Raw genomic sequence first — 23,459 nt, 5'->3', positions numbered from 1 at the left:
GACCCTGGGAGGTTTGAGTGCCGTGGCCGGGGTGCTGGGTCGGGTGCTGGTCCGCATCCCTGCGTTCCCCGGCCACGGGTGCCGAAGTGTGGTGCGGTGCGGTCAGAGGTTGGTGAGGTCCACGGGGATCCGCGCCTCGCAGCCGTCGCGCAGCACGGTGCCCTCGATCAGGCCGTAGGGGCGGTCGGCGGCGAAGTACACCGCTCCGTCGGCGGTGTCGTTCTTCAGCCCGAACGGCTCCATGTCCACCAGGAAATGGTGGCTGTTCGGGAGGGAGAAGCGGATCTCGTCGATCTCGCCGCGGTTGTCGATGACCCGCGCGCCCATCTGGTACAGCGTCTGCTGCAGGGAGAGCGAGTAGGTCTCGGCGAAGGCCTGGAGCATGTGCTTCCTGACCTGCTCGTAGGACTCCTCCCAGTTCGGCATCTGCTGCTCGTCGTCGGTCCAGTTGAACCGCCAGCGGCCGGAGACCGAGGTGGCGAGGATCCGGTCGTACGCCTCCTTGAGCGTCGTGTACTTGTCCTTGACGTAGCCCCAGAACTCCGAGTTGGTGGAGTTGAGCACCGTGAGGTCCTTGAGCCCGGAGATGACCTCCCACCGCTCGCCGTCGTAGGTGATCTGCGTCAGCCGGGTCTCCTGGCCCTTGCGGACGAAGGAGTGCTTGGGCTCGTCGGCGGCGCTGGACTCCGAGCCGGCGTCGGAGGTCGCGATGCGCTCCCAGGCGTACTCCTCGATGCGGATGCGCGCCCGGTGGATGGGCTCCTGCGAGGTGACGAAGTGGCGGGCGAGGTGGATGCCGAACTGTTCGGCCGACTCGATGCCGTGCTCCTTGGCGAAGGCGAACACCGTGTTCTTGGTGGTGTCGGTCGGCAGGACGTTCGCGTTCGAGCCGGAGTAGTGGACGTCCTCCATGTCGCCGGAGAGGGCGACGGAGACGTTCAGGTCCTTGATGTGATGGGTGGCGCCGTCCCGCGTGATCTTTACGACTCGGTTCTCGGCCTTGCCGTACTGGTTCTGTCCCAGGATCGTGGGCATGGTGTGCTAGCTCCCTCGGTAAACGGAGTAGCCGAACGGGTTGAGCAGCAGCGGCACGTGGTAGTGCTCGCCCGGGACGACGGCGAACGTGATCGCCACCTCCGGGAAGAACACTCCGGCGCCGCTGTCCCGATTCGCGGGGGCGTCCTGCTGCGCATCGGCTTGCTGGTTCGCGTCTTTCTTCTGGAAGTACGGCTCCACGGCGAAGTCGAGCCGTACATGGGTGGTTCCTTCCGGCAGGGCCGGCAGGTCCTTGCACCGCCCGTCCGCGTCGGTCGCGGAGCCGCCGAGTGCCCGCCAGTCCGCGTCCCGGCCCGCGCGGGCGGAGAGGCGGACGGCGACGCCCTCGGCGGGGCGGCCGGCGCTGGTGTCCAGGATGTGCGTGGACACGGAGGCGGTGGTGTCGGTGCTCATGTGCGTCAGTCCTCTTCGGCGTCGACGAGACGGGCCAGGCGGATGCGGTTGATCTTCCCCAGTTCGGTGCGGACGATCTCGCGCTCCTGCTCCGGCGCGTTGCCGAGGCGTTCCTTGACGGCGTCGCGCATCTGCTCGCCGGTCCGGCCGGTGGCGCAGATGAGGAACACATGGCCGAACTTCTGCTGGTACGCCAGGTTCAGTTCGAGCATTTCGGCCTTGAGTCCGTCCGGGGCGCCGGTCATGCCGCTCTGCTCCCGGGCGGAGGTCGGGTCACCCGGTGAGGGTCGGCCGATCGGCGGGTGTCCGGCCATCGCCTCTTCCAGGTCGGCCGGGGTCAGCTCCGCCATGGCGGCGTCACTGGCGGCGTACAGGTCGTCGGCGGTGACGAAGGGGCGGGCGGCGAGCAGTTGCCGTGCCCAGGCGGTGGAGGCGCAGGCTTCGTGGAGCGCGGCGAGCGCCTTCTGCTCCTCCAGGGCGTTGAAACGGGCCAGGCCCGGGGGCGTGGAAGTCGACGTCACGGGAGCCTCCGTGGCCGCGAGGGCCGTACGAACGGGCGTGTGCTGCGAACGGGCGTGGCGACAGTGAACGCGGTCGCGGACCGGACGTCAACGGTTTGTTGAAAATTCGGGCGTACTTAGGGGAGGCCACCGGGGCGAGGGTCAGGTGCCCTTTTCGCGGTTCAGGTAGTTGTAGACCGTGAAACGGCTGACTCCGAGCGCGCTCGCCACCGTCTCCACGCCGTGCCGTACGGCGAAGGCGCCGCGCGCCTCCAGACTGCGGACGATCTCCTGCTTCGCCTTCCGGTCCAGGTCGGCGAGCGGCATGCCGTTGCGGCGCTCCAGGGCCGCGAGGATGTGGTCGAGCGAGTCCGCGAGCTGCGGCAGGCGTACGGCGACGGCTGCGGCGCCCTCCCAGGAGAGCACGACGTCGTCGGTGCCGGCCTCGTCCGGCGGGACCATCTCGCCGCCCATGGCGTCGACGAGCGGTTTTACCGCCGCAATGAAGGCGTCCTCGCCGGTGGCGCTCACCGGTCGTTCTCCTCGATCACGTTGATCTGGAGGGAGACACGGGTGGCGCCGGCGGCGAGGCTTCGGCGCAGCAGGGTGTCGACGGCGGTGAGCACGGGGTCGGCGGGTCCCTCGGCGGTGTTGCCGAACGGGCCGACGTCGACCGCGTCCAGGTCCGCTGCCTCGATGACCTCGCGGGCGACCACGGCGTGTGCGGGTGGCTCGTCGAGGTCGAAAGGTTCGGTTGTGAACTCCAGTCTCAGGCGCACTGTGCCCCCATGGCATCGGCGGTGCGGGCGTAGCCGTGTCGGCTGCGATGACCTTAACGGACTGCCTCGCTGGGATCGGCGGGGATGCGTGGGGTGCGGGGCCGTCCTACGTGGCTTTTCCTCGCCCCCGCCGCCCCTTCCCGTTCCCGTCCCCCGGGGGCGCTGCCCCCGGACCCCCGCTCCTCAAACGCCGGAGGGGCTGAAACTCGGATCCCCGCTCCTCAAACGCCGGAGGGGCTGAAATGGGTCGTCGTCCTCTTGACAGTCGCTCTCCGTCGCGGGCAATCTTCCAGTACGTAGAAACCGACTTCCGCTATACGGAATTGAGGAGCGGCGAGCCCGATGGGATTTGCAGAGCAGCGCTTCAACGTCAACCTGTCGATCCTCTTTACGGAACTCCCGCTTCTTCAGCGGCCCGCGGCCGCCGCTGCGGCCGGGTTCAGCGCCGTCGAGCTGTGGTGGCCGTGGACCGACTCCCCCGTGCCCGAGCGGTCCGAGCTGGATGCGCTGCGGAAGGCGATTCAGGACGCGGGCGTGCGGCTCACCGGGCTGAACTTCTACGCCGGACGGCTGCCGGGTCCCGACCGGGGCGCCCTGTCCGTCCCCGGCGAGGAGTCGGAGCGGTTCCGCGCCAATGTGGACGTGGCCGCCTCGTTCGCCGAGTCGCTCGGCTGTACGGCCCTCAACGCGCTGTACGGCAACCGGGTCGACGGCGTGGACCCGGCCGAGCAGGACGCGCTCGCGCTGGAGAACCTCGCCCTCGCGGCCCGGGCCGCCGACCGGATCGGCGCCGTCCTGCTGGTCGAGGCGCTGAACAGGCCCGAGTCGCCGCTGTACCCGCTGGTCTCGGCACCGGCCGCGGTGGGCGTCGTGGACCAGGTGAACGCGGCCACCGGACTGGACAACGCCCGGTTCCTGATGGACCTGTACCACCTGGCGATGAACGGCGAGGACCTGCCCGCGGTGATCGACCGGTATGCCGAGAAGACCGGCCATGTGCAGATCGCCGACAGCCCCGGCCGCGGCGCGCCCGGCACCGGTTCGCTGCCCCTGGAGGACCTGCTGGACCGGCTGCGCAAGGCCGGTTACGACGGCTGGGTCGGCCTGGAGTACAAGCCCGGCGACCGCCCGAGCGCCGAGGCCTTCGACTGGCTGCCCCGCGAGGCCCGCTGACCACACCCCCGTTTACCGAGAGGCACCCTCATGAGCACCCTTCCCAAGGTTTCCTGGATCGGCCTCGGCATCATGGGCTCCCCCATGTCCGAGAACCTGATCAAGGCGGGCTACGACGTCACCGGCTTCACCCTGGAGCAGGAGAAGCTGGACCGGCTGGCCGCCGCCGGTGGCACCGCGGCCGGTTCGATCGCCGAGGCGGTACGGGACGCCGACGTGATCATCACGATGGTTCCGGCCTCCCCGCAGGTCGAGGCGATCGCCTACGGCCCCGACGGCATCCTGGAGAACGCGCGGTCCGGCGCCCTGCTGATCGACATGTCCTCGATCACCCCGCAGACCTCGGTCGACCTGGCCGCGGCCGCGAAGGACAAGGGGATCCGGGTGCTGGACGCCCCCGTGTCCGGCGGCGAGGCCGGCGCGATCGAGGCCGTGCTGTCCATCATGGTGGGCGGCGAGCGCGCCGACTTCGACGAGGCGAAGCCCCTCTTCGAGGCCCTGGGGAAGACGATCGTGCTGTGCGGCCCGCACGGCTCCGGGCAGACCGTGAAGGCCGCCAACCAGCTGATCGTCGCCGTGAACATCCAGGCCTGCGCCGAGGCCGTGGTCTTCCTGGAGAAGTCCGGCGTGGACCTGACGGCGGCACTGGAGGTCCTGGGCGGCGGACTGGCCGGCTCCACCGTGCTGGCCCGCAAGAAGGACAACTTCCTGAAGCGGGACTTCAAGCCTGGCTTCCGCATCGACCTGCACCACAAGGACATGGGCATCGTCACGGACGCCGCCCGCGCCGTCGGTGCGGCGCTGCCCGTCGGCGCGGTGGTCGCCCAGCTGGTGGCCAGCCTGCGCAGCCAGGGTGACGGCGGCCTGGACCACTCCGCGCTGCTGCGCGCCGTCGAGCGGCTGTCCGGCGCGCAGGTCTGAGCCAGCACCCCTCCAGTCCTCCGGGCGGCGCCGGCGCCGACACCTGTCCTGTCGCGCCCAAGGCGTCGGCGCCGCCCGGAACCCACCCTGCACACCAGTGAGGACTGAGCGAGAACGACTCGCGCACGGCCCCTGACGGGAGGTCGAGGCCGTGCGCGCAGGCCGCGGCGGCGTGCGAGCCAGTGCGGTGGTGAAAGCGGCGGGACTCCTTCTTCGACCTGAGGGGAGGGGCTCCGCGGCCGTCGCCGCCGCCGCGGCCCCCGGCCGACAGGGCAGCGCCCCTGCCTTTCCGGCGCCCGGATGCGGACGGTCCCGCATCCGGGCGCCTTCCGGTGCGCGGGGGTGCGGATCCGCCCCGCGCGCAGCAGCCTGGGGGCATGGCACATCCAACGGAGCATCCGCACATCGTGGTGCACCCGCCGGCGCTGGACGGCTCCCGGCGGGTGACCTGGGACGACGAGACACTGGGCCTCGCCACGCACGTCGACGACGTGGGCGAGATCCTGCGGCTGGCCGACCTGTACGTCACGGACGTGGAGGACACCGACCTCATCGAGTGGCAGGGCGGCGGTCCCGACGACTGGCCGGGGCTGTCCGAGCACCACGAGTACTGAGCGCGGGTACGGCAACGGCCGTAGGGCGGCTACGGCACCCTCAAATGTAGCTCTGAAGGCGGCCCCGGGAGGCTTCGGCCGGTGCCGTGGGCGGGCACACTCCTCGCACACGGGGCCCGCCGGCACGGGGGCGGCGGGCCCCTCTCGAGGGGGTGCCGTCATGGCCGACACCGAGGGCGTCCGGGGGACGCCGCACGAACTCGCCCTGCTGGCCGGAGGCCCGCGCGCCGCGGTCGTCGTCGCGGTGGTCTCGCTGCATCTGCGCGGCGCCGTCGAGGCGGGCGCGCCGGGCACCCTCCTGGCGGTCGACGGGGACGCGGGGCGTGCCCTGCCGCCGCTCCCGCCGTTCGAACGGCTGGAGCAGGAGGGCGTACCGGACGAGATGCGGGCGCCGTACCTGGAGAGCGCGGTGTACCACTGCCTGGACGAGCCCTCCGACCTGCGCTATCTGCTGCGGCACGTCGATGTCCGCTGGGCGCTGGCGGAGCTCCGCGTCGGGCTCGCGGATGCGGGGATGCTGCGGTATCCGCTGCTGCTCGGCCCGACCACGGCCGCCCGCAGACGGCTGGGGACACTGCGCAAGGCGTTCCCGCTTCCGGCCAGCCGGCACGGTCTGCCGGACGAGCGGAAGCTCATCGCCGTCGCCCTGCACGGCGAGCCCGCGCTGCGCACGCTCGTCCCCCGCTTCGCCCTCCGGGCGGGGCTGACCGAGCGGGTGAGCCTGAGGCAGAAGAGCCTGCTCCGCCACTCACCGCGCAGCGGCGCCTCCGGCGGCGCCGGCCACGTCTACTGCGGGGGCGGCGGTGGCGGCAGCTGCGGAGGAGGAGGCGGCGGCGGCGGCTGCGGGGGCGGCTCGAACTGAGTCCGCCGCCCGCCCGCCGGCCTGGGGGAAGGTGTCGCACTTCGGCGGATCAGGCCCTCAACGGCCTCACCGACGTCGGGGCGTGGCCCGGTTCCGTCGCGAGGGGCTCGAACTCGACGACGTTCCCTATGTCGTTGGTGGTCGACATGGAGATGTTGGTGACGCGTTCGAGGATCGCCTCGACGACGACCGGGACGCGGAACTCGGCCGCGAGTTTCCTGGCCTGCTCCAGCGCAGCGCCCAGTTCGTTCGGGTCGGTGACCCGGATCGCCTTGCAGCCCAGCCCCTCGGCGACCTTGACGTGGTCGACACCGTAGACCCCCAGCTCCGGGGCGTTGACGTTCTCGAACTCCAGCTTGACCTGGAAGTCGATGTCGAACGCCCGCTGCGCCTGCCGGATCAGGCCCAAGTAGGCGTTGTTGACCAGGACATGGACGTACGGGATCCGGTGCTGCGCCCCGACCGCCAGTTCCTCGATCATGAACTGGAAGTCGTAGTCGCCGGAGAGGGCGACGACCTGCGCCCCGGGGTCGGCCTTCGCCACGCCGAGCGCGGCGGGGACGGTCCAGCCGAGCGGGCCCGCCTGACCGCAGTTGATCCAGTGCCGCGGCCGGTACACGTGCAGCAGCTGCGCGCCGGCGATCTGGGAGAGGCCGATGGTGGAGACGTACCGGGTCTCGGGGCCGAAGGCCTTGTTCATTTCCTCGTAGACCCGCTGCGGCTTGATGGGGATGTCGTCGAAGTGCGTACGGCGCTGGAGGGTGGCCCGCTTCTCCTGTGCGGCGGCCGCCCAGGCGGAGCGGTCGGGCAGGGCGCCCGCGGCCTTCTGCTCCTCGGCCACCTCGACGAACAGCTCCAGGGCGGCGCGCGCGTCGGAGGCGATGCCGTAATCCGGGGCGAAGATCCTGCCGATCTGGGTGGGTTCGATGTCGACGTGTACGAAGGTGCGGCCGGCCGTGTAGACGTCGAGCCTCCCGGTGTGGCGGTTGGCCCAGCGGTTGCCGATGCCGAGGACGAAGTCGGACTCCAGGAAGGTCGCGTTGCCGTAGCGGTGCGAGGTCTGCAGGCCGACCATGCCGGCGTTGAGTTCGTGGTCGTCCGGGATGACGCCCCAGCCCATGAGGGTCGGCACGACCGGGGTGCCGGTCAACTCGGCGAACCGGACGAGCAGTTCGGCCGCGTCCGCGTTGATGACGCCGCCGCCGGCGACGATCAGCGGGCGTTCGGCGGCGTTGAGCATGCCGAGCGCCTTCTCGATCTGGGTGCGGGAGGCGGCGGGCTTGTAGACCGGGAGCGGCTCGTAGGTGTCCGGGTCGAACTCGATCTCCGTCAGCTGCACGTCGATCGGCAGGTCGATGAGGACCGGTCCGGGGCGGCCCGAGCGCATGAGGTGGAAGGCCTGCTGGAAGACGCCGGGGACCTGAGCGGCCTCGAGGACGGTCACCGCCATCTTGGTGACCGGCTTGGCGATGGAGGCGATGTCGACGGCCTGGAAGTCCTCCTTGTGGATCACCGCGGTCGGCGCCTGGCCGGTGATGCACAGGATCGGGATGGAGTCGCCGATGGCGGAGTACAGGCCGGTGATCATGTCGGTGCCGGCCGGCCCTGACGTGCCGATGCAGACGCCGATGTTGCCGGGGTGGGCACGGGTGTAGCCCTCGGCCATGTGCGAGGCGCCCTCGACATGGCGGGCGAGGGTGTGGGTGATGCCGCCGGACGCCTTGAGGGCCGCGTAGAAGGGGTTGATCGCCGCGCCGGGGACACCGAACGCGTCAACGATGCCCTCACGCTTGAGGATCTCAACTGCCGCGCGGGCAGCGGTCATTCGAGCCATCGAGTACTCCTGCTCCGACTGTCGGATTCGCACTCCCGTCGCGCCCCGCGGGTGAGTCTCTTCCGTATTATGGAATCGAGTTTCTACTTAGTGGAATGAATGTAGGCCGGGTCGCCGAAGCGCGTCAAGAGAAGGGCAAGTGCCGGACACGGGCCCTCCGGTGGAGGACGATGGCGGCGCCTCGAGAACACGGGAGTGGGGTCATGTCCCAGAGCGTGCCGGTGCGCTGTCCCGCCTGTCGGCGCTCGCACCGCTTCACGGCACCGTCGTACCCCTGCGCCTGCGGCGCGCCCGTCACCCCGCCGCTGGACCTGGACCAGGTGCCCGGCACCGTCGACCACCGTGCCTGGCGGGAGGAGTGGGTGACGCTGCGCTGCGGGGACTGCGGGCTGCGCGGCGAGTGGCCCCGGCCCGAACTGGGCTGCCCGTGCGGGACGGTGCTGCGGATCCCGGTGGCGGGCGAGGAGGCCGCCGTCCCGGCCGGCCGGCCCGGGCGTCCCGCTTTCCGCCCGGTGCCGATCCGCACGGCGCGGGACGCGGTCACGGCGGCCGTGCTGTATCTGCGCCGGCTCGGCTACGAGGACATCCGGCGCGCGGACCAGCGGCCCCCGTCCGGCATCGGCCTGGCCGGGCGGGGCGTACTGGCGCACGTCAACCCGTCGGCGTGGCCGGCCACCTCGCGGGACGTGGAGTGCCTGTGGCTGACGGCGATGACGGAGTCCGCGAGCTGTCTGTACTTCTCCCTCGCCGGGTTCGCCGAGGAGGCCCGGGACCGCGCCGACACGCTGGGCGTACCGCTGTTCCTGCTCGACCTCACCGGCACCCCGCAGCCCCTGAACGGCCCCGCCGACACGCTGGACGCCGACGGGTCCTGATATCCCGGCGACGCGGGCGCCGGAGGGGTCCGATACTCGTCGGATGCGCATCCGTCCCGCCGCCCCCGGCGAACTGCCCGCCCTCCAGGACATCGAACGGGCGGCCGGCGCCCCGTTCCGCGATGTCGGCATGCCGGACATCGCCGACGACGAACCTCCCGCCCTGGAGGTGCTGGAGCGCTACCGGCGGGCGGGCCGCTGCTGGGTCGCGGCCGACGAGGAGGACGACCGGCCGGTCGCGTATCTGATCGCCGAACCGGTGGACGGCGCGCTCCATGTGGAGCAGCTATCCGTCCACCCGGACGCGGCCCGCCGGGGCGTGGGCCGGGCGCTGCTCGCGCACGCCGCGGGCCGGGCCCGGGAGGAGGGCCTGACCGGGCTGACGCTGACCACCTTCGCCGACGTCCCGTGGAACGCCCCGTACTACGCGCGCCTCGGCTTCCGGACGCTGGGCGAGCCCGAACTCACCCCGGGGCTGCGCCGGATCCGCGCCGAGGAGAGCGCCCACGGCCTCGACCACTGGCCCCGGGTCTGCATGCGCCTCGAACTGCCGGACGCCGACGAGACGTCGGCGCCCGTGAGCTGAGACCGCTCAGCCCGTCGCGTACCGCTCGCGGAGCTCGATCTTGCGGACCTTGCCCGAGACCGTCATCGGGAAGGTCTCCAGGAGTTCCAGGCGGCTCGGCACCTTGTAGTGGGCCAGGCGGCCGTCGCAGTACGTCCGCAGTTCCTCCAGGGTGAGCGGGTCGGCCGGGTCGCGCGGGATGACGCAGGCGAGCACCTCCTCGCCGTAGCGCTCGTGCGCCACCCCGACGACCTGGACGTCCGCGATCTTCGGGTGGGCGTAGAGGAACTCCTCGATCTCGCGCGGGTAGATGTTCTCGCCGCCCCTGATGATCATGTCCTTGATGCGGCCGACGATCTCCACATAGCCGTCGTCCCGCATGACCGCCAGGTCCCCGGTGTGCATCCAGCGCGCCGCGTCGACGGCTTCGGCAGTTTTCGCGGGCTCGTTCCAGTAGCCGAGCATCACGCTGTAGCCCCGGGTGCAGAGTTCGCCGGAGGTGCCGCGCGGCACGGTGACGCCGGTGGCCGGGTCGACGACCTTGACCTCGATGTGCGGCAGGACGCGGCCGACGGTGCCGGTGCGGTGCTCCAGGTCGTCCTCCATGCGGGTCTGGAGGGACACCGGGGAGGTCTCCGTCATGCCGTAGCAGATGGAGACCTGCTCCATGTGCATCTCGGCGACCACGCGCTTCATCACCTCCACCGGGCAGGGCGAGCCCGCCATGATGCCGGTGCGCAGGGAGGACAGGTCGTACTCCGCGAAGTCGGGCAGGTTCAGCTCGGCGATGAACATCGTCGGTACGCCGTACAGCGAGGTGCAGCGCTCCTGCTGGACCGCGCGCAGGGTGGCCGCCGGGTCGAAGGAGGCGGCGGGGATGACCATGCAGGCGCCGTGCGAGGTGGCCGCGAGGTTGCCCATGAGCATGCCGAAGCAGTGGTAGAGGGGCACCGGGATGCAGACCCGGTCCTGCTCGCTGTAGGCGATCAACTCCCCCACGAAGTAGCCGTTGTTGAGGATGTTGTGGTGGGAGAGGGTGGCGCCCTTGGGGAAGCCGGTGGTGCCCGAGGTGTACTGGATGTTGATGGGGTCGTCGCAGGACAGCTCGGGGTGGGCCGGGTCCGGGGTGGCGCGGGCGACCAGGGCCTCCCAGCTCGGGTCACCGATGTGGACGACCTCCCGCAGCTCGGGGCACCTCCCGCGCACCTCCTCCGCCATGGCCCGGTAGTCGCTCGTCTTGTGGCTGAGGGAGGCGATCAGCAGCCGGATGCCGGACTGCCTGAGGACGTACTCCACCTCGTGCGTGCGGTACGCCGGGTTGATGTTCACCATGATCGCGCCGATGCGGGCGGTGGCGTACTGCGTGAACACCCACTCGGGGCAGTTGACCGCCCAGATGCCGACCCGGTCGCCCTTGCTGATCCCGGAGTTGAGCAGCGCGGACGCCAACTCGTCGACCCGCTCAGCGAATTCGGCGTACGTCCAGCGTCTGCCCGACGGCACGTCGACCAGCGCCTCCCGGTCGGGCCAGGCGGCGACGGCGCGGTCCAGGTTGGCGCCGATGGTGTCGCCGAGCAGGGCCGTGGCGCCGGTGCCGTGGCTGTAGGAGAGTTCGGTCACCGGAAGTCCTCCTCGCGGTACTCGGCGGTCGAGCCGGCCGCCGTCGCCTCGCGCAGTTCGATGCGGCGGATCTTGCCGGAGACGGTCTTGGGCAGCTCGCCGAACTCCAGCCGGCGGATCCGCTTGTACGGGGCGAGCGCCTCGCGCGCGTACTCGAAGAGCACCTTCGCGGTGTACGGGCCGGGCTCCCAGCCCTCCGCGAGCACGATGTACGCCTTCGGCACGGCCAGCCGCAGCTCGTCCGGCGCGGGCACCACGGCCGCCTCGGCGACCGCCTCGTGCTCCAGCAGGACGCTCTCCAACTCGAACGGGCTGATCTTGTAGTCGGAGGCCTTGAACACGTCGTCCGCGCGCCCGACGTAGGTGATGTAGCCGTCCTCGTCGCGGGAGCCGATGTCGCCGGTGCGGTAGTAGCCGCCGGCCATCGCCTCCGCCGTGCGGTCGGGGTCGCCGTGGTAGCCCGTCATCAGGCCGACGGGCCTCTCGGACAGGTCGAGCGCGATCTCGCCCTCGGCGGCCCCGGGCGCACCGGTGATCGGGTCGAGGAGTTCGACGCGGTAGCCGGGGCTGGGGCGGCCCATGGAGCCGGTCTTGAGGACCTGACCGGGGCTGTTGGAGACCTGGACGGCGGTCTCGGTCTGCCCGAAGCCGTCCCGGACGGTGACGTTCCAGGCGCGCCGGACCTGCTCGATGACCTCGGGGTTGAGGGGTTCGCCCGCGGCGACGACCTCGCGCGGCGGGGTGCTCAGCCGGGTGAGGTCGGACTGGATGAGCATGCGCCACACGGTCGGCGGGGCGCAGAAGGTGGTGACGCCGGCCCTGTCCATCTCGGTCATCAGGCGGGGCGCGTCGAAGCGCGTGTAGTTGTGCAGGAAGACGGTCGCCTCGGCGTTCCACGGCGCGAAGAGGTTGGACCAGGCGTGCTTGGCCCAGCCGGGCGAGGAGATGTTGAGGTGCACGTCGCCGGGCTTCAGGCCGATCCAGTACATCGTCGCAAGATGGCCGATCGGGTACGACACATGGGTGTGTTCGACGAGTTTCGGCCGTGCGGTGGTGCCCGAGGTGAAGTACAGCATCAGCGGGTCGTCGGCGAGGGTGGGCCCGTCGGGCGCGAACCCGTCGGCCGCCCCGTAGGCGTCGGCGTACGGCAGCCAGCCGCCGCCCGGCTCCTCCCCCACCGCGATCCGCGTGTAGTCGCCGGGCACCTCGTCGAACTTCGCGGTGTCGGCCGAGCGCACGATCACATGCCGGACGCGTCCGCGGTCGACGCGGTCGCGCAGATCGGCCGGACCGAGCAGCGGGGTGGCCGGGATGACGACGGCGCGCAGTTTCATCGCGGCGAGGGCGGTCTCCCACAGCTCTGCCTGGTTGCCCAGCATGACCAGCACCCGGTCCTCGGCGGCCACGCCCCGCTGCCGCAGCCAGTTGGCGACCTGGTCGGAGCGGCGGGCGAGCTCGGCGAAGGACAGCCGGGTCTCGTCGCCGTTCTCCTCCACGAGGTGCAGGGCCGTGCGGTCGTTGCCGTCGGCGATCGCGTCGAACCAGTCGAGCGCCCAGTTGAACCGCTCGGGCCGGGGCCAGGCGAAGTCCCGGTAGGCGGTGGCGTAGTCCTCGCGGTGTTCCAGCAGGAAGTCCCGGGCCCTGCGGAACTGCTCCGTCGCCGTCGTCATCTGTCCTCCTCGGTGCCGGACCTTGCCGGGCGGCTGCACGTCATCGTGTAATCCGTGATGCAGGTCTCACTACCCCCGAACGGGGGTGTGCGTCCGCACAGGAGCCGCGGTGAAGGGGCGAACAGGTGACAGCTGACCCGATGAGGGCGGACGGCACGGCGGAGATCCGCGGGGCGCTGGTCCGGCTGCGGCGCGCGACCGGCCTGCCCGTGGCCTTCGGCGGGCTGGTGGAGCCCGGGCGCCGGCAGGTGCGTATCAGCGAGCTGAGCGGCACCGCGACGCCCGCGCTCAGCGCGCTCGCGGTGACGCGGGGCAACGGTCTGGGCGGCAAGGCGGTGGCGCTCGCCCGGCCGTGCGCGGTGACGGACTACTCGGTCTCGCGGCACATCAGCCATGAGTACGACATACCGGTCGCCGCCGAGGGCCTGCGCGCCGTCGTCGCCGTACCCGTGGTGGTACGGCGACGGGTACGGGCGGTGCTGTACGGGGCTCTGCGCGCCGCCCAGCCTCCCCCACTGCCCGAAAGGGCGTGGGGGGACCCCCATGGCGACCGTACGCTCGGCGAGGCGGTGCAGACCGCGCGGGACGTGGAGCAGGCGCTGGTGGTCCGGGAGGAGGCGGCGGAACTGCTGGCGGCGGCCCGTCCGCTGCCGGAGCCGGAGCGGGCCTGCGGGGCGGCCCGGGAGCAGGTGCGTGAGGCGCACGCGGCACTGCGGGCGCTCGCCCCGCGCATCGCGGATCCCGCGCTGCGGGCCGAGCTGCTCGCGGCGTGTGCCCTGCTGACCGCCGAGAGCGCTGCGCCCACGGCGGTGCGGCTCGCTCCCCGGGAGGTGGACGTGCTCGCCTGTGTGGCGGCCGGGGCGACCAATGGGGCGGCCGCCGAGCGGCTGGGGGTGACGGCGGAGACGGTCAAGGCGTATCTGCGGTCCGCGATGCGGAAGCTGGGGGTGCGGACCCGGGGGCAGGCGGTGGTCGCGGCCCGCCGGGCGGGGTGGTTGCCATAGATTTGTGACGGTTTTCCGTGCGGGGCATTACTCCCGGTACTCCTTTGGTTTTACCGTTGCCGCGCTCGCTGTAATTTGCCTCACTACACCGTCCGTCCGGAATTGAGGAGCCTGTTGCCTAATATTGGCCAGGACACGCCACACGGAAGGGAGCGGTGACCGTGCGACGGGACTTCAAGGAGCCTGCCAGATACCGCCCCGACCAGGTCATAGGCCGGGAGGAGCTGTTCTCCGACGCGCGGGAGCAGCTCGCTCGAGGGGGCAGCGTGCTGCTGCACGGGCCCGCCGGAATAGGAAAATCGACCGTGCTGCGGGCACTTGCGGCCGAAAACGCCGGTGCGGCGCGGACGGTGTTGCGCTGCTCGGCCACGGAGTCCGAATCCCATCTGCCGTTCCTGGCGCTGGCGGACCTGTTCGGTCTGGTCGTCGACGAGGTGGCGGCCCGGCTGCCCGGCGCCCAGCGCACCGCGCTGGAGTCGGCGCTCACCGGGCGCGGCGAGTCCACGCTCCAGCGGGACGGGCTGGCGCTGCGTCTCGCGGTGCTGTCCACGCTGCGCGCGCTGGCCGCCGAGGGCCCGGTCCTCGTCGTCGCCGACGACCTGCAGTGGCTGGACCCGGCCAGCGCCGAACTCCTCGGCTTCGCCGCCCGGCGGCTCGGCGACAGCCCGGTGCGGATGCTGTGCGCGGTGCGCACGGACGGTGAGGAGTACGGCCACGACCGTCACCTGCGCGCCTGCCCGCCCGACACGCTGGCGGTGCGCCTGGGTCCGTTCTCCCGCACCCAGGTGTCGGCGCTGCTCGACCACCGCGGCTACACGGGCCTGTCCCGCTCCACGGTCCGTGACATACACCGCACCAGCGACGGCAACCCGCTGTTCGCGCTGGAGCTCGGCCGCGCCCTCGCGGAGAGCCCCGCCCGGCCCCGCCCCGGCGAGCCGCTGCCGGTGCCGACGTCGCTGCGGGCCCTGGTCCTCAGCCGCCTGGAGATGTTGTCGGACGAGGCGCGCCGCACCCTGCTGGTGGCCAGCGCGGGCGCCCGTCCCACCCTGGCGCTGCTGCACGCGGCCGGCCGGGACAACGCCGAGGCCGAGACGGCCCAGGCCGCCGCCCTGGGGCTGCTGGCGACCGACCCGGAGGAGCCGGCTCTGCGCTTCGCGCATCCGCTGATCTCGGCCGCCCTCTACGCGGAGGCGCCGGCGCGGGAGCGCCGGGCCGTGCACACGGCGCTGTCCACGGCCGCCTCCGACCCCATCGAGCGGGCCCGCCATCTGGCGCTCGCCGCCACCGGCGCCGACCCGGAGGTGGCGGCCCGGCTCGCCGAGGCCGCGGCGCTGGCCCGCGACCGGGGGGCGCCGTCGGTCGCCGCCTCGCTCGGTCTGCTGGCCGCCCGGCACACCCCGGCCGACGGCGAGCCGGGCCCGGACGAGCGGCGGCTCCAGGCAGCCGAGGACGCCATCACGGCGGGCGAGGTCGATCTGGCCCGGGACATAGCCCGGGAGGTGCTGACGCGGGCGACGGTGCCCGCGCAGCGGGTGCGGGCGTGGATGGTGGTCATCGAGGCGGCCGGGCAGGCGCTCGGCGAGGTCGACGCGGTCTTCCCGCAGGTGCTGGCCGACGCCGGTGACGACCCCCGGCTGCTCGCCCTGGTCCACTACCAGCTGGCCTGGCGCGAGGTGGTGGTGGACGGCGACTTCGCCAAGTCCCGCCAGGAGGCCGCCCACGCGGCGGAGCTGGCCGCCCGGGGCGGGGACCGGCGCACCGAGCTGATGGCACTCGCCTTCCAGTCGTCCACCGAGACGTTGATGGGCCACCCGGACGCCCCCGCCACGATCCAGCGGGCGCTCCAGGAGCCGCAGGACCCCGATGTGGCCTGCCACCACAACGGCGCCGCCATGGCGAGATTCCGCTGGCTGTTCATGAGCGACCAGTTGCCGGAGGCCCGTACGGCCATCACCGCGCTGCTGCGGGAGGCGCGGCGGCGCGGCATGGTCGAGAGCGAGGTGCACTTCTCGCGTCTGCTCGCCGACACCGAACTGCGCTTCGGACACTGCGGCCGGGCCCTGGACCTGGCCGGCGAGAGCCTGCGGCTGGCCCGGGACTCCGGGATCGGCGAGAGCGCCTCCGCCATGCTCGCCTCGCTCGCGGAGGCGTCCGGCGGGGACGTGGAACGGGCGGTGGCGCTGGCCCGGGAGTCCGCGGACCACGCCGAGGTCGACGGCGACCAGCTGTATCTGTCCCTGGCCCTCGCGGCCCTCGGCTACGCCCAGTTGGTGGCCGGGGACGCGCAGGCTGCGGTCCGTTCGCTGCGCCGGGTGCGGGACCTGGAGCACGGCATGGGCATCAACGACCCCGCGCGCGGCCGCTGGCAGGGCGACCTCGCCGAGGCGCTGGTGCGGATCGGTGAGCCCGGGGAGGCGCAGGAGCTGATCAATGTCACCCGGGTGCATGCGCTGCGGCTGAACCGGGCGAGTGTGCTGGCGGTGCTGGACCGGGCGGAGGCGCTGGTGCGGGCGGCCCGTGGGGAACACCAGGTCGCTTTGGCGCAGTTGACGTCGGCTCAGGAGCGGCTTCGAAGGCTGGGGTTCGGTTTGGAGGAGGCGCGGGCGGCGTTCGCGCTGGCGCGGCTGCGGTCCCGGGGCGGCCAGGGGGCGAGCGGGTACGAGGAGGCGGGTCGGCTGTTTCGGCGTTGCCGGGCGCTGCCGTGGTTGCGGCAGGTGGAGCAGGCGGTGGCGGCGGGGCCTGCGGAGGCGGATCCGGTGCCTGCGGCTCCGCCGGCGGTGCTGGATGGGCTGGCGTCGATGGAGCGTCAGGTGGCTGCGCTGGTGATGGAGGGTGCGACCAATCGGGAGATTGCCGGGCGGCTGTTCATCAGCGTGAAGACCGTCGAGGCGACGCTGACGCGGGTGTACCGCAAGCTGGGCATCCGCTCACGCGTCGACATCGTCCGGCTTGCTGCGGGCCGCAGGGCGCCGTAACCCGGGTTTCCTTCGCCCCCGCCGCCCCTTCCCGTCCCGACCCCGGGGGCGCTGCCCCCGGACCCCCGCTCCTCAAACGCCGGAGGGGCTGGATTGTGTCGGACGGGCTGAGAAATTCAGCCCGTCCGGCGTTTGAGGACGAGGCCCGAAGGGCCGAAAGGGGGTCTGGGGGCGCAGCCCCCAGGGACGGGACGGGAAGGGGCGGCGGGGGCGAGGAAACGTCGTCCGCCTCGCGCGGACCGAGGGTTATCCCTGTCCCAACTCCCTTAGGGGGTTCCCTCATTGGGAGCCGAGGCTACCGGTCGTAGCGTAAACCCGTGCCGCTCGCCGGACACACGCGAGACCCCCCACCGGCCACCCCGAGGAGACCCATGTCCGGGCTCACCCGCGCAAGACAGACCGCCGCCGCCCTCGCAGCCGCCGCAGCCGCGCTGATCGCCGCCCCCTCCGCCGTCGCCGCACCCCAGCCGATCGTCGGCGGCACGACGACCACGACGTCGTCGTACCCGTTCATGATGCAGATCACCGACGCCTCGCAGGACCAGTTCTGCGGCGGCACCCTGGTCTCCCCCACCAAGGTGGTCACGGCCGCACACTGCATGGTCGGCGAGACCACCAGCAGTGTCCGCGTCGTCGGCGGGCGCACCTACCTCAACGGCAGCGACGGCACGGTCGCCGACGTGAGCAAGATATGGATCCACCCGGACTACCGGAGGGTCACCCGCGGCGACGACGTGGCCGTACTGACCCTGTCGACACCCATGCCGTACGCCACCGCGCCGTACGTCTCCGCCTCCGACACCTCGGTGTACGCGGCCGGCACCACCGCCCGCATCCTCGGCTGGGGCACCACCTCGTCCGGCGGCACCTCATCCAACCAGCTGCGCACCGCCACCGTCCCGACCGTGTCCGACTCCAGCTGCGCCGCCTCGTACCGCAACCGGTTCGTGCAGAGCGACATGGTGTGCGCCGGGTACTCCGCCGGCGGCGTCGACACCTGCCAGGGCGACAGCGGCGGGCCGCTGCTGATCGGCGGCCGGCTGGCGGGCATCACCTCCTGGGGCGACGGCTGCGCGGCGGCCGGCTACCCGGGCGTCTACACCCGTCTGACCACGTTCTCCGACGAGGTGAGGGCCCAGGTCGGCGGCTGAGATGGCCCCATGAGTTCCTGAGCTGACCCCTCAGGCACTGAACCAGGGGGCGTTGCGGACTTCCACGAGCAGCCCGCAACGCCCCCTCTCCATGCCCGGGTTCATCCGCGCACCGTCCCGAAGCGGATGTCGTACGCCGTCTGAGGGTGCATCACCTTGAGCATCCGCTCCCCCTCCGCGGCGACCTCCTCCCGCTGTCCGCTGCCGAGCCGGCCGAACGGCTCGATGACGAGGGCATCCTCGTCCAGCCGCCACAGGCCGGCCAGGAATCCGTCGACGAGGAGGGTCCGGTAGGCGGTGTTGCCCTGCCAGCCACGGCCCCGGAACTCGGGCGGTACGACACGGGTGCGGTCGGCGTGGGACAGGAGCAGGTTGTCGTACTCGGGCAGGAAGCGGGGCGGGGCCGGGGTGCCCGGGTGAGGGCGGGGTGCGTCCGGGAGGTCGAAGAGCTCGGTGCCGGACTCGTCCCGGAAGGTGAGAAGCCGGGGGCGCAGACGCTCGAAAGCCTCCCGCAGCCGGGTCAGTCCGGCCCAGGTCTGCATGTCCTTGACGGAGGCGGGGCCGAAGGCGGCGAGGTAGCGCAGTACGGTTTCGTCCGGTGTCGTCGGGGACGGCTCGGCGGGGCGTCCCAGCCAGTGCTCGGCGGTGGTGAGCGTGACCTGTCCGCTGCGGCCCCACAGCCCGCGAGGGGGGATCTGCACGAGGGGCAGCTTGCAGCGGGCGGCGACGGCGAGGGCCCCCGGGTCGGCGTCCGGCCACTCCTTCAGCAGCTCCTGGCGCAGCTGCTTCATCGTGCGCGGCTCGGCCTCGACGAGGTCACGGGCGAGTGCGGCGAGCCGGTCCAGGTCGACGCCGGTGAGCCCCTGGCGGAACTGGGTCAGCTCCCGGTCCCGGGCGGGCTGCACCAGGGGCCGCAGGGTGAGGGCGTCCTGGGCGGTGTGGGTGTGGATGGTCGAGCGCATGGTGACGATGCGGACGACCTCACGGTCGGCCATCGGCCGGGACAGCGCCTCGGGGGTGAAGCCGTCGAGGCGGGCGGCGAGCGCGTAGTACGGCGGCTTGACGTTCTGCGCCTGGAGCCCGAGCAGGTGCCCGACCGCGTCCACCGCGGACATCGGTGAGCGGCGCAACAGGAGCTGCCGTTCGAGCGTGGCCCGGTTGAGGGCCCGGGTGCCGAGCACGGCGGCCGGGTTGGAGGTGGTGGCGCTCCGCTTCCTCGTCATACCCGCACGCTAGCGGCCGTTGCGGTCAGGTTCCGTCCGCGATGTTCGGCCTGTCGCGGGGAAGCACCCGCCCGTTCCAAAAGGCTTCCGAGCCGCCTTCCGATAGGCAGGAAAAGAATGCCGCGGCCACCCATGTGAGCACCTTCCCGAATACCTGCGCATATTCGGGACATCCCTCGGGGGCGTGTAACACCGGGGCGGCCGGACAGCGCTGAGTTCTATGAGCGGCCCACCCGGCGGCCCGCATACGCGACGACAGAGGGAATTCCATGAGTCATATCGACCCGACGCCCGGGCAGTACGCACCCGAGCCGCACGCACACGCCCCCTACCAGCAGGAGCGCCGCCGGACGGATGGTGCCCGCAAGGCCGCTCTCACCATCCAGACCGTCGCCGACATCGCGGCCGGTTTCCTGGTTCTGTGGATTCTTCTCCATCTCCTGGATGCCAACGAGGGGAACGTCTTCGTCGAATTCGTGCGCGGTTCGGCGGAATTGCTGTCCTGGTGGTCACAGGATATTTTCACCATGGACACGGAAGGCCTCCGGGTTCTCCTCAATCATGGTCTTCCGGCCGTCGTCTACCTGGCCATCGGCCATGGCCTCGCCGCGCGGCTGAACCGCGCATGACCGGCGAAGGAGCTGCCCTCATGACGTCCTCTCCCTCCGCCGGCGATCACCTGCCGGTCTACGACGGCCTGGTACGCGAACGCGGTGACATCGTGGCCGAGGCACGCGAGGTGGCCGAGCACGCTCAGCACCAGGCACGACAGGCGCTGGCCGGCCACTCCGGTGTGCGGCGGGAGCCTCCGGCGCGGCCCCGCACGCACTGACGTACCGGGCCGATTGCCTTCCGCCGAGGCGGGGCACCCGGTGGCACCGTGTACGAACGAGAGAGCCGGGGACCGCGAAGGGTTCTGTTGACCGGGTGGTTCAGCTTCCGCGACGGGGAGGCGACCGCCGGGGATGTGCTGGCGCTGCGCCGGGTGGAGGAGGTGCTGCGGGCGTCCGGGACGCCGTACGACGTCGTATGGAGCCCCGGCTTCCTGCCGGACGCCCTGCACCTGGACAGCGTGCGGCCCGGCGACTACACCCATCTGGTGTTCGTGTGCGGGCCGCTGCACGGGCCGCAGTTCGAGGAGCTGCACCGGCGCTTCGCGCACTGTGTGCGGATCGCCGTGGGAACGTCGGTGATCGACCCCGACGACGCCGCCGCGACGGGTTTCCACGTCGTACTGGCACGGGACGCGCCGGGCAGCGAGCCATCCGAGGACCTGGCGGCCCGCGCCCCGGCGCTGCCGGCGCGGCCCGTGGTCGGGGTGATCCTCACCCAGGGGCAGGAGGAGTACGGGGAGCAGCGGCGGCACGGTCGGGTCGCGGACCGGGTGACGCGCTGGCTGGCCGGCAAGGACTGTGCCCGGCTGGAGCTGGAGACCCGGCTGGACACCCGCGACTGGCATCTGAGCGCGACGCCGGAGCAGGTGCAGTCGGTGCTGGCCCGCCTCGACCTCGTCGTCACCGACCGGCTGCACGGGCTGGTGCTCGCCTTGCGGGTGGGCACGCCGGTGCTGGCGGTGGACCCGGTGGCGGGCGGCGCGAAGGTGAGTGCCCAGGCCCGCGCCTGCGGCTGGCCCGCGCTGCTGTCCGCCGAGCAGCTGGACGAGCGCCGGCTGGAACGGTGGTGGGACTGGTGTCTGACCTCCGGCCGGGTGGCCGCGCGGCAGGTCCGTGACGCGTTCCGGAACGGCAGGGTGCCGGACGGCGCGGACCGGCTGATGGAGGTGCTCGCGCCCCGCGCCACCGCGGGTTAACCGGGGAGCCGTTCGGGCACCCGGGAGTCCTCGCGCGGTCGTCTTTGGAGGAGATACGTGTCCATCGGTCGGCTCCCCGAACACGAGCAGCAGATTCTCGACGAGATCGAGCGGTCCCTGCGCCGCGACCGCCGGCTGGACCGGCGGCTGCGCACGCTGAAGGTCCGCCGGGGCCCCGACCTCACGCGTCTGCTGACGCGTCTCGCGGCCTGCCGCCCGCGCGGGTGGACGGTGGCCGCGCTCCTCGCGGTGTCGGTCACGCTCATGGTCACCGGCATCGTCACCTCGGGACCGTGGGCGATCTGGGCGTTCGCCGCGGTGTGGCCGGTCACGTTGTTCGCGGCGTTCCGGCTGCTGTGCCGGTGGTCCGGCGGCTGAGCGGGCGCCCCGCGAGGGCGCTCAGCACGCGTTCGGGGTCTCAGCCGGTGTAGTGGCGCGCCGTGGACGCGCGCTGGGCGGGTTCCAGCAGACGCAGCCGGGATTCCACCTCGTCGGGCAGGACACGGCGTTCCCGCAGGATCCACGGCAGGGCGGCCGCCGCTTCGGCGAAGGCGCGCAGGGAGGCGGTGTCGCGCGGGACGGTGCGGGCGAGGTTCAGGGTGCGGCGCAGGGCGGTGCCGGCCGGGCGGCGCAGCCAGGTGAACCACAGGGTGTTGCGGATGCCGTGCCTGCGGCGCAGCGTCGAGTCCCGGGTCGGGGACGCCTGGTGGTGGATCGTCAGGTGGTCGGCGTAGATGAGCCACCAGCCGTCGGCTGCCAGGTCGGCGGCGAGCAGTTCCTCCTCGCCGCCCAGCCAGAGCCGGGGGTGGAAGCCGCCCGCCCTGCGGAAGGCGTCGGTGCGCAGGACGGTCGCTGCGGCCAGGAACGAGCCGAGGGCCGGTCCGGGCAGCCAGGACGGGCCGGGCAGCGGGGAGTCGCGCAGCTCGCGGACGATCGGGTCCTCGGTGCCGTCCGGTTCGACGATGGTCCGCGCGGTGACCGAGCCGAGCGCCGGGTGCCGGTCGAGCAGGTCCGCGGCGCCGGCCACGGAGCCGGGCGACCACCAGGAGTCGTCGTCGCAGAACGCGACGTACGGCGTACGGACCTCGCGTACGGCCAGATTGCGGCCGACGGCGCCGAGGTTGCGGCCGGGGCGCAGCAGCCGGACGTCGGGATGGTGGCGGGCGACGGCGTCCGCGGTGCCGTCGGTGGAGGCGTTGTCGGTGACGATCACCCTCGGTCGCTCCGGGAGTTCGGCGAGGCGGTTGAGGGTGCGCAGAAGTTCGTGGCGCCGGTTGTGGGTGATGACCACGACGGTGGTACGGGGGTCGGTCATGCGGGGGTCCGGTCCAGCAGCTGGGCGGCCCTCTCGACCTGGGGTGGCAGGGGCCTGCGGTGGTACAGGGCGGCCGGTAGCCGGAGGAGGGCCTCGCGCAGGGCGCGCCGCGCGTGGCGGTCGGCGCGGGCCTCGGCGGCCAGGGCCCGGGTGCGGGCGAGGGCGTAGGGGACGGGGCGGCGCAGCCACGCGGTCAGCAGGGCGTTGCGGCGCTGGAGGATCGAGTGGCCGGTGCGGGGTGCGGGGGCGGGGTGGTGGTGGGCGACCACGTCGGGGCAGTGGGTGACACCCCAGCCGCGCGCGGCGAGGTCGTAGGCGAGCAGGGTCTCCTCGGCGCCGAAGAACAGCAGTCGGTGGAAGCCGCCGACGTCTAGGTAGGCGGTGCGGCGGACGACTGCTCCGCAGGCGAGGAAGCCGAGGACCTGGGTGCCGGGGAGGTCGGGGGCCGGGCCTAGCGGGGAGCGGGCGAGGATGTCGTTGAGGGGGTCGGGGTCCGCGGTCGGGCCGACGAGGGTGCGGGCTGCGATCAAAGCGAGGCGGGGATGGGTGTCGAGCAGTTCGGCCGCTCGGGCGAGGGCGCCGGGGGACCACCAGGAGTCGTCGTCGCTGAACGCCACGTAGGGGGTGGTGAGGGCTTGGGCTCCGTGGTTACGGGCTAGGGCGCCGTGGTTGGTGGGGAGCGGTAGCAGCCGGACCTGGGGGAAGTCGCGGGCGAGCATGGCTCGGGTGCCGTCTGTGGAGGCGTTGTCGGCGACGAGGATTTCCGGGCGTTCGGGGAGGGCCAGCAGGTGGCGAAGGGTGACGGGGAGGCGCTCGCAGCGGTTCCGCGTGGCGATGACGACGCCGATGGGACGGTGTCCTGGGGACGGAAGGCTCATTGCTCGCTCACCTCCGCCGGCCACGGGCCAGTCAGTCGCCCCCGCCGCCCCTTCCCGTTCCCGTCCCCCGGGGGCGCCGCCCCCGGACCCCCGCTCCTCAAACGCCGGAGGGGCTGGATGTGCTGGACGGGCGGAGAAAACAGGTCGTTCGTCATCGCCCGCTCACCCCCGACGCCGGTCGTGGGCCCGTCCCCCGGGGGCGCCGCCCCCGGACCCCCGCTCCTCAAACGCCGGAGGGGCT

General features: G+C 72.3%; 24 protein-coding genes. 13 read left to right on the top strand and 11 right to left on the bottom strand.

The window, feature by feature from the left end; all coding sequences use genetic code 11:
* Nucleotides 1-102: 102 nt before the first annotated feature.
* The 5 genes from pucL to AB0L56_RS09335 form a co-directional block, all read right to left on the bottom strand.
* Complete coding sequence (pucL, locus tag AB0L56_RS09355) at nt 103-1,035, bottom strand: factor-independent urate hydroxylase (protein ID WP_361038159.1); 933 nt, start codon at nt 1,033-1,035, stop codon at nt 103-105.
* Nucleotides 1,036-1,041: 6 nt separating this feature from the next.
* The gene (gene uraH / locus AB0L56_RS09350; RefSeq protein WP_361038157.1) at nt 1,042-1,449 is read right to left on the bottom strand and encodes a hydroxyisourate hydrolase; all 408 of its coding nucleotides are present in this window, start codon (nt 1,447-1,449) and stop codon (nt 1,042-1,044) included.
* 5 nt (nt 1,450-1,454) lie between these two features.
* A complete protein-coding gene (uraD, locus tag AB0L56_RS09345) occupies nt 1,455-1,970 on the bottom strand; it encodes a 2-oxo-4-hydroxy-4-carboxy-5-ureidoimidazoline decarboxylase (RefSeq protein WP_365420763.1) in 516 nt (171 codons plus the stop codon).
* A gap of 141 nt (nt 1,971-2,111) precedes the next feature.
* Complete coding sequence (locus AB0L56_RS09340; RefSeq protein ID WP_365420760.1) at nt 2,112-2,480, bottom strand: helix-turn-helix domain-containing protein; 369 nt, start codon at nt 2,478-2,480, stop codon at nt 2,112-2,114.
* The gene (locus AB0L56_RS09335) at nt 2,477-2,728 is read right to left on the bottom strand and encodes a hypothetical protein (RefSeq protein ID WP_365420757.1); all 252 of its coding nucleotides are present in this window, start codon (nt 2,726-2,728) and stop codon (nt 2,477-2,479) included. Before AB0L56_RS09335 ends, AB0L56_RS09340 begins: the two co-directional genes overlap by 4 nt.
* Nucleotides 2,729-3,070: 342 nt before the next feature.
* Here AB0L56_RS09335 and AB0L56_RS09330 point away from each other — a divergent pair, with 342 nt between their 5' ends.
* From AB0L56_RS09330 to AB0L56_RS09315, 4 genes are all read left to right on the top strand, one after another.
* The gene (locus AB0L56_RS09330; RefSeq protein ID WP_365420755.1) at nt 3,071-3,901 is read left to right on the top strand and encodes a TIM barrel protein; all 831 of its coding nucleotides are present in this window, start codon (nt 3,071-3,073) and stop codon (nt 3,899-3,901) included.
* Nucleotides 3,902-3,931: 30 nt separating this feature from the next.
* The gene (locus tag AB0L56_RS09325) at nt 3,932-4,822 is read left to right on the top strand and encodes a 2-hydroxy-3-oxopropionate reductase (RefSeq protein WP_365420752.1); all 891 of its coding nucleotides are present in this window, start codon (nt 3,932-3,934) and stop codon (nt 4,820-4,822) included.
* A 377-nt stretch (nt 4,823-5,199) separates the two neighbouring features.
* Complete coding sequence (locus tag AB0L56_RS09320; RefSeq protein WP_361038042.1) at nt 5,200-5,436, top strand: hypothetical protein; 237 nt, start codon at nt 5,200-5,202, stop codon at nt 5,434-5,436.
* A gap of 160 nt (nt 5,437-5,596) precedes the next feature.
* Nucleotides 5,597-6,298 carry a TIGR04222 domain-containing membrane protein gene (locus AB0L56_RS09315; protein ID WP_365420748.1) on the top strand — a complete coding sequence of 234 codons (702 nt, stop codon included), beginning with the start codon at nt 5,597-5,599 and terminating at the stop codon, nt 6,296-6,298.
* Between the two features lie 49 nt (nt 6,299-6,347).
* Here AB0L56_RS09315 and gcl read toward each other — a convergent pair whose 3' ends face one another.
* The gene (gene gcl, locus AB0L56_RS09310; RefSeq protein ID WP_365420745.1) at nt 6,348-8,132 is read right to left on the bottom strand and encodes a glyoxylate carboligase; all 1,785 of its coding nucleotides are present in this window, start codon (nt 8,130-8,132) and stop codon (nt 6,348-6,350) included.
* Nucleotides 8,133-8,335: 203 nt separating this feature from the next.
* Between gcl and AB0L56_RS09305 the strand changes: the two genes are divergently transcribed.
* Both AB0L56_RS09305 and AB0L56_RS09300 read left to right on the top strand, forming a co-directional pair.
* Complete coding sequence (locus AB0L56_RS09305) at nt 8,336-9,007, top strand: hypothetical protein (RefSeq protein WP_365420742.1); 672 nt, start codon at nt 8,336-8,338, stop codon at nt 9,005-9,007.
* 43 nt (nt 9,008-9,050) lie between these two features.
* Nucleotides 9,051-9,593, top strand: coding sequence for a GNAT family N-acetyltransferase (locus AB0L56_RS09300; RefSeq protein ID WP_365420739.1), 543 nt, complete (start codon nt 9,051-9,053; stop codon nt 9,591-9,593).
* A 6-nt stretch (nt 9,594-9,599) separates the two neighbouring features.
* Here AB0L56_RS09300 and AB0L56_RS09295 read toward each other — a convergent pair whose 3' ends face one another.
* Both AB0L56_RS09295 and AB0L56_RS09290 read right to left on the bottom strand, forming a co-directional pair.
* Nucleotides 9,600-11,192: an AMP-binding protein gene (locus tag AB0L56_RS09295; RefSeq protein ID WP_365420736.1), complete on the bottom strand. Its 1,593-nt coding sequence runs from the start codon at nt 11,190-11,192 to the stop codon at nt 9,600-9,602.
* Nucleotides 11,189-12,862 carry an AMP-binding protein gene (locus AB0L56_RS09290; protein WP_365420733.1) on the bottom strand — a complete coding sequence of 558 codons (1,674 nt, stop codon included), beginning with the start codon at nt 12,860-12,862 and terminating at the stop codon, nt 11,189-11,191. The genes AB0L56_RS09295 and AB0L56_RS09290 overlap by 4 nt, the downstream gene beginning before the upstream one ends.
* A 140-nt stretch (nt 12,863-13,002) precedes the next feature.
* On the opposite strand from AB0L56_RS09290, the gene AB0L56_RS09285 reads away from it, so the two are divergent.
* The 3 genes from AB0L56_RS09285 to AB0L56_RS09275 all read left to right on the top strand — a co-directional run bounded on the left by AB0L56_RS09285 (nt 13,003) and on the right by AB0L56_RS09275 (nt 17,992).
* On the top strand, nt 13,003-13,866 hold the full coding sequence (locus AB0L56_RS09285; RefSeq protein WP_365421393.1) for a helix-turn-helix transcriptional regulator: 864 nt from the start codon (nt 13,003-13,005) through the stop codon (nt 13,864-13,866).
* A 155-nt stretch (nt 13,867-14,021) separates the two neighbouring features.
* On the top strand, nt 14,022-16,841 hold the full coding sequence (locus AB0L56_RS09280; protein WP_365420730.1) for an AAA family ATPase: 2,820 nt from the start codon (nt 14,022-14,024) through the stop codon (nt 16,839-16,841).
* A 371-nt stretch (nt 16,842-17,212) separates the two neighbouring features.
* Nucleotides 17,213-17,992 carry a serine protease gene (locus tag AB0L56_RS09275; protein WP_365420726.1) on the top strand — a complete coding sequence of 260 codons (780 nt, stop codon included), beginning with the start codon at nt 17,213-17,215 and terminating at the stop codon, nt 17,990-17,992.
* 101 nt (nt 17,993-18,093) lie between these two features.
* Here AB0L56_RS09275 and AB0L56_RS09270 read toward each other — a convergent pair whose 3' ends face one another.
* Nucleotides 18,094-19,215, bottom strand: coding sequence for a winged helix DNA-binding domain-containing protein (locus AB0L56_RS09270; RefSeq protein ID WP_365420723.1), 1,122 nt, complete (start codon nt 19,213-19,215; stop codon nt 18,094-18,096).
* Nucleotides 19,216-19,484: 269 nt separating this feature from the next.
* Between AB0L56_RS09270 and AB0L56_RS09265 the strand changes: the two genes are divergently transcribed.
* The 4 genes from AB0L56_RS09265 (at nt 19,485) to AB0L56_RS09250 (ending at nt 21,403) form a co-directional block, all read left to right on the top strand.
* Nucleotides 19,485-19,844 (top strand): hypothetical protein, encoded by a 360-nt coding sequence (locus tag AB0L56_RS09265; RefSeq protein ID WP_365420720.1) that lies wholly within the window; start codon nt 19,485-19,487, stop codon nt 19,842-19,844.
* 20 nt (nt 19,845-19,864) lie between these two features.
* Nucleotides 19,865-20,047, top strand: a complete 183-nt coding sequence (locus tag AB0L56_RS09260; protein WP_365420717.1) for a hypothetical protein — start codon at nt 19,865-19,867, stop codon at nt 20,045-20,047.
* 87 nt (nt 20,048-20,134) lie between these two features.
* Complete coding sequence (locus AB0L56_RS09255) at nt 20,135-21,025, top strand: polysaccharide pyruvyl transferase family protein (protein ID WP_361036750.1); 891 nt, start codon at nt 20,135-20,137, stop codon at nt 21,023-21,025.
* 57 nt (nt 21,026-21,082) lie between these two features.
* Nucleotides 21,083-21,403: a DUF3040 domain-containing protein gene (locus AB0L56_RS09250; RefSeq protein ID WP_365420714.1), complete on the top strand. Its 321-nt coding sequence runs from the start codon at nt 21,083-21,085 to the stop codon at nt 21,401-21,403.
* A 40-nt stretch (nt 21,404-21,443) separates the two neighbouring features.
* On the opposite strand, the gene AB0L56_RS09245 is transcribed toward AB0L56_RS09250, so the two are convergent.
* Both AB0L56_RS09245 and AB0L56_RS09240 read right to left on the bottom strand, forming a co-directional pair.
* Nucleotides 21,444-22,340 (bottom strand): glycosyltransferase, encoded by an 897-nt coding sequence (locus tag AB0L56_RS09245; protein ID WP_365420711.1) that lies wholly within the window; start codon nt 22,338-22,340, stop codon nt 21,444-21,446.
* On the bottom strand, nt 22,337-23,218 hold the full coding sequence (locus tag AB0L56_RS09240) for a glycosyltransferase (protein ID WP_365420709.1): 882 nt from the start codon (nt 23,216-23,218) through the stop codon (nt 22,337-22,339). Before AB0L56_RS09240 ends, AB0L56_RS09245 begins: the two co-directional genes overlap by 4 nt.
* Between the last annotated feature and the right edge of the window lie 241 nt (nt 23,219-23,459).

It is taken from the genome of Streptomyces sp. NPDC052079 (assembly GCF_040680275.1).
Taxonomy (GTDB): domain Bacteria; phylum Actinomycetota; class Actinomycetes; order Streptomycetales; family Streptomycetaceae; genus Streptomyces.
Note: the sequence above shows the minus strand (reverse complement) of the source record. Positions and strands in the feature narration are given on the sequence as shown.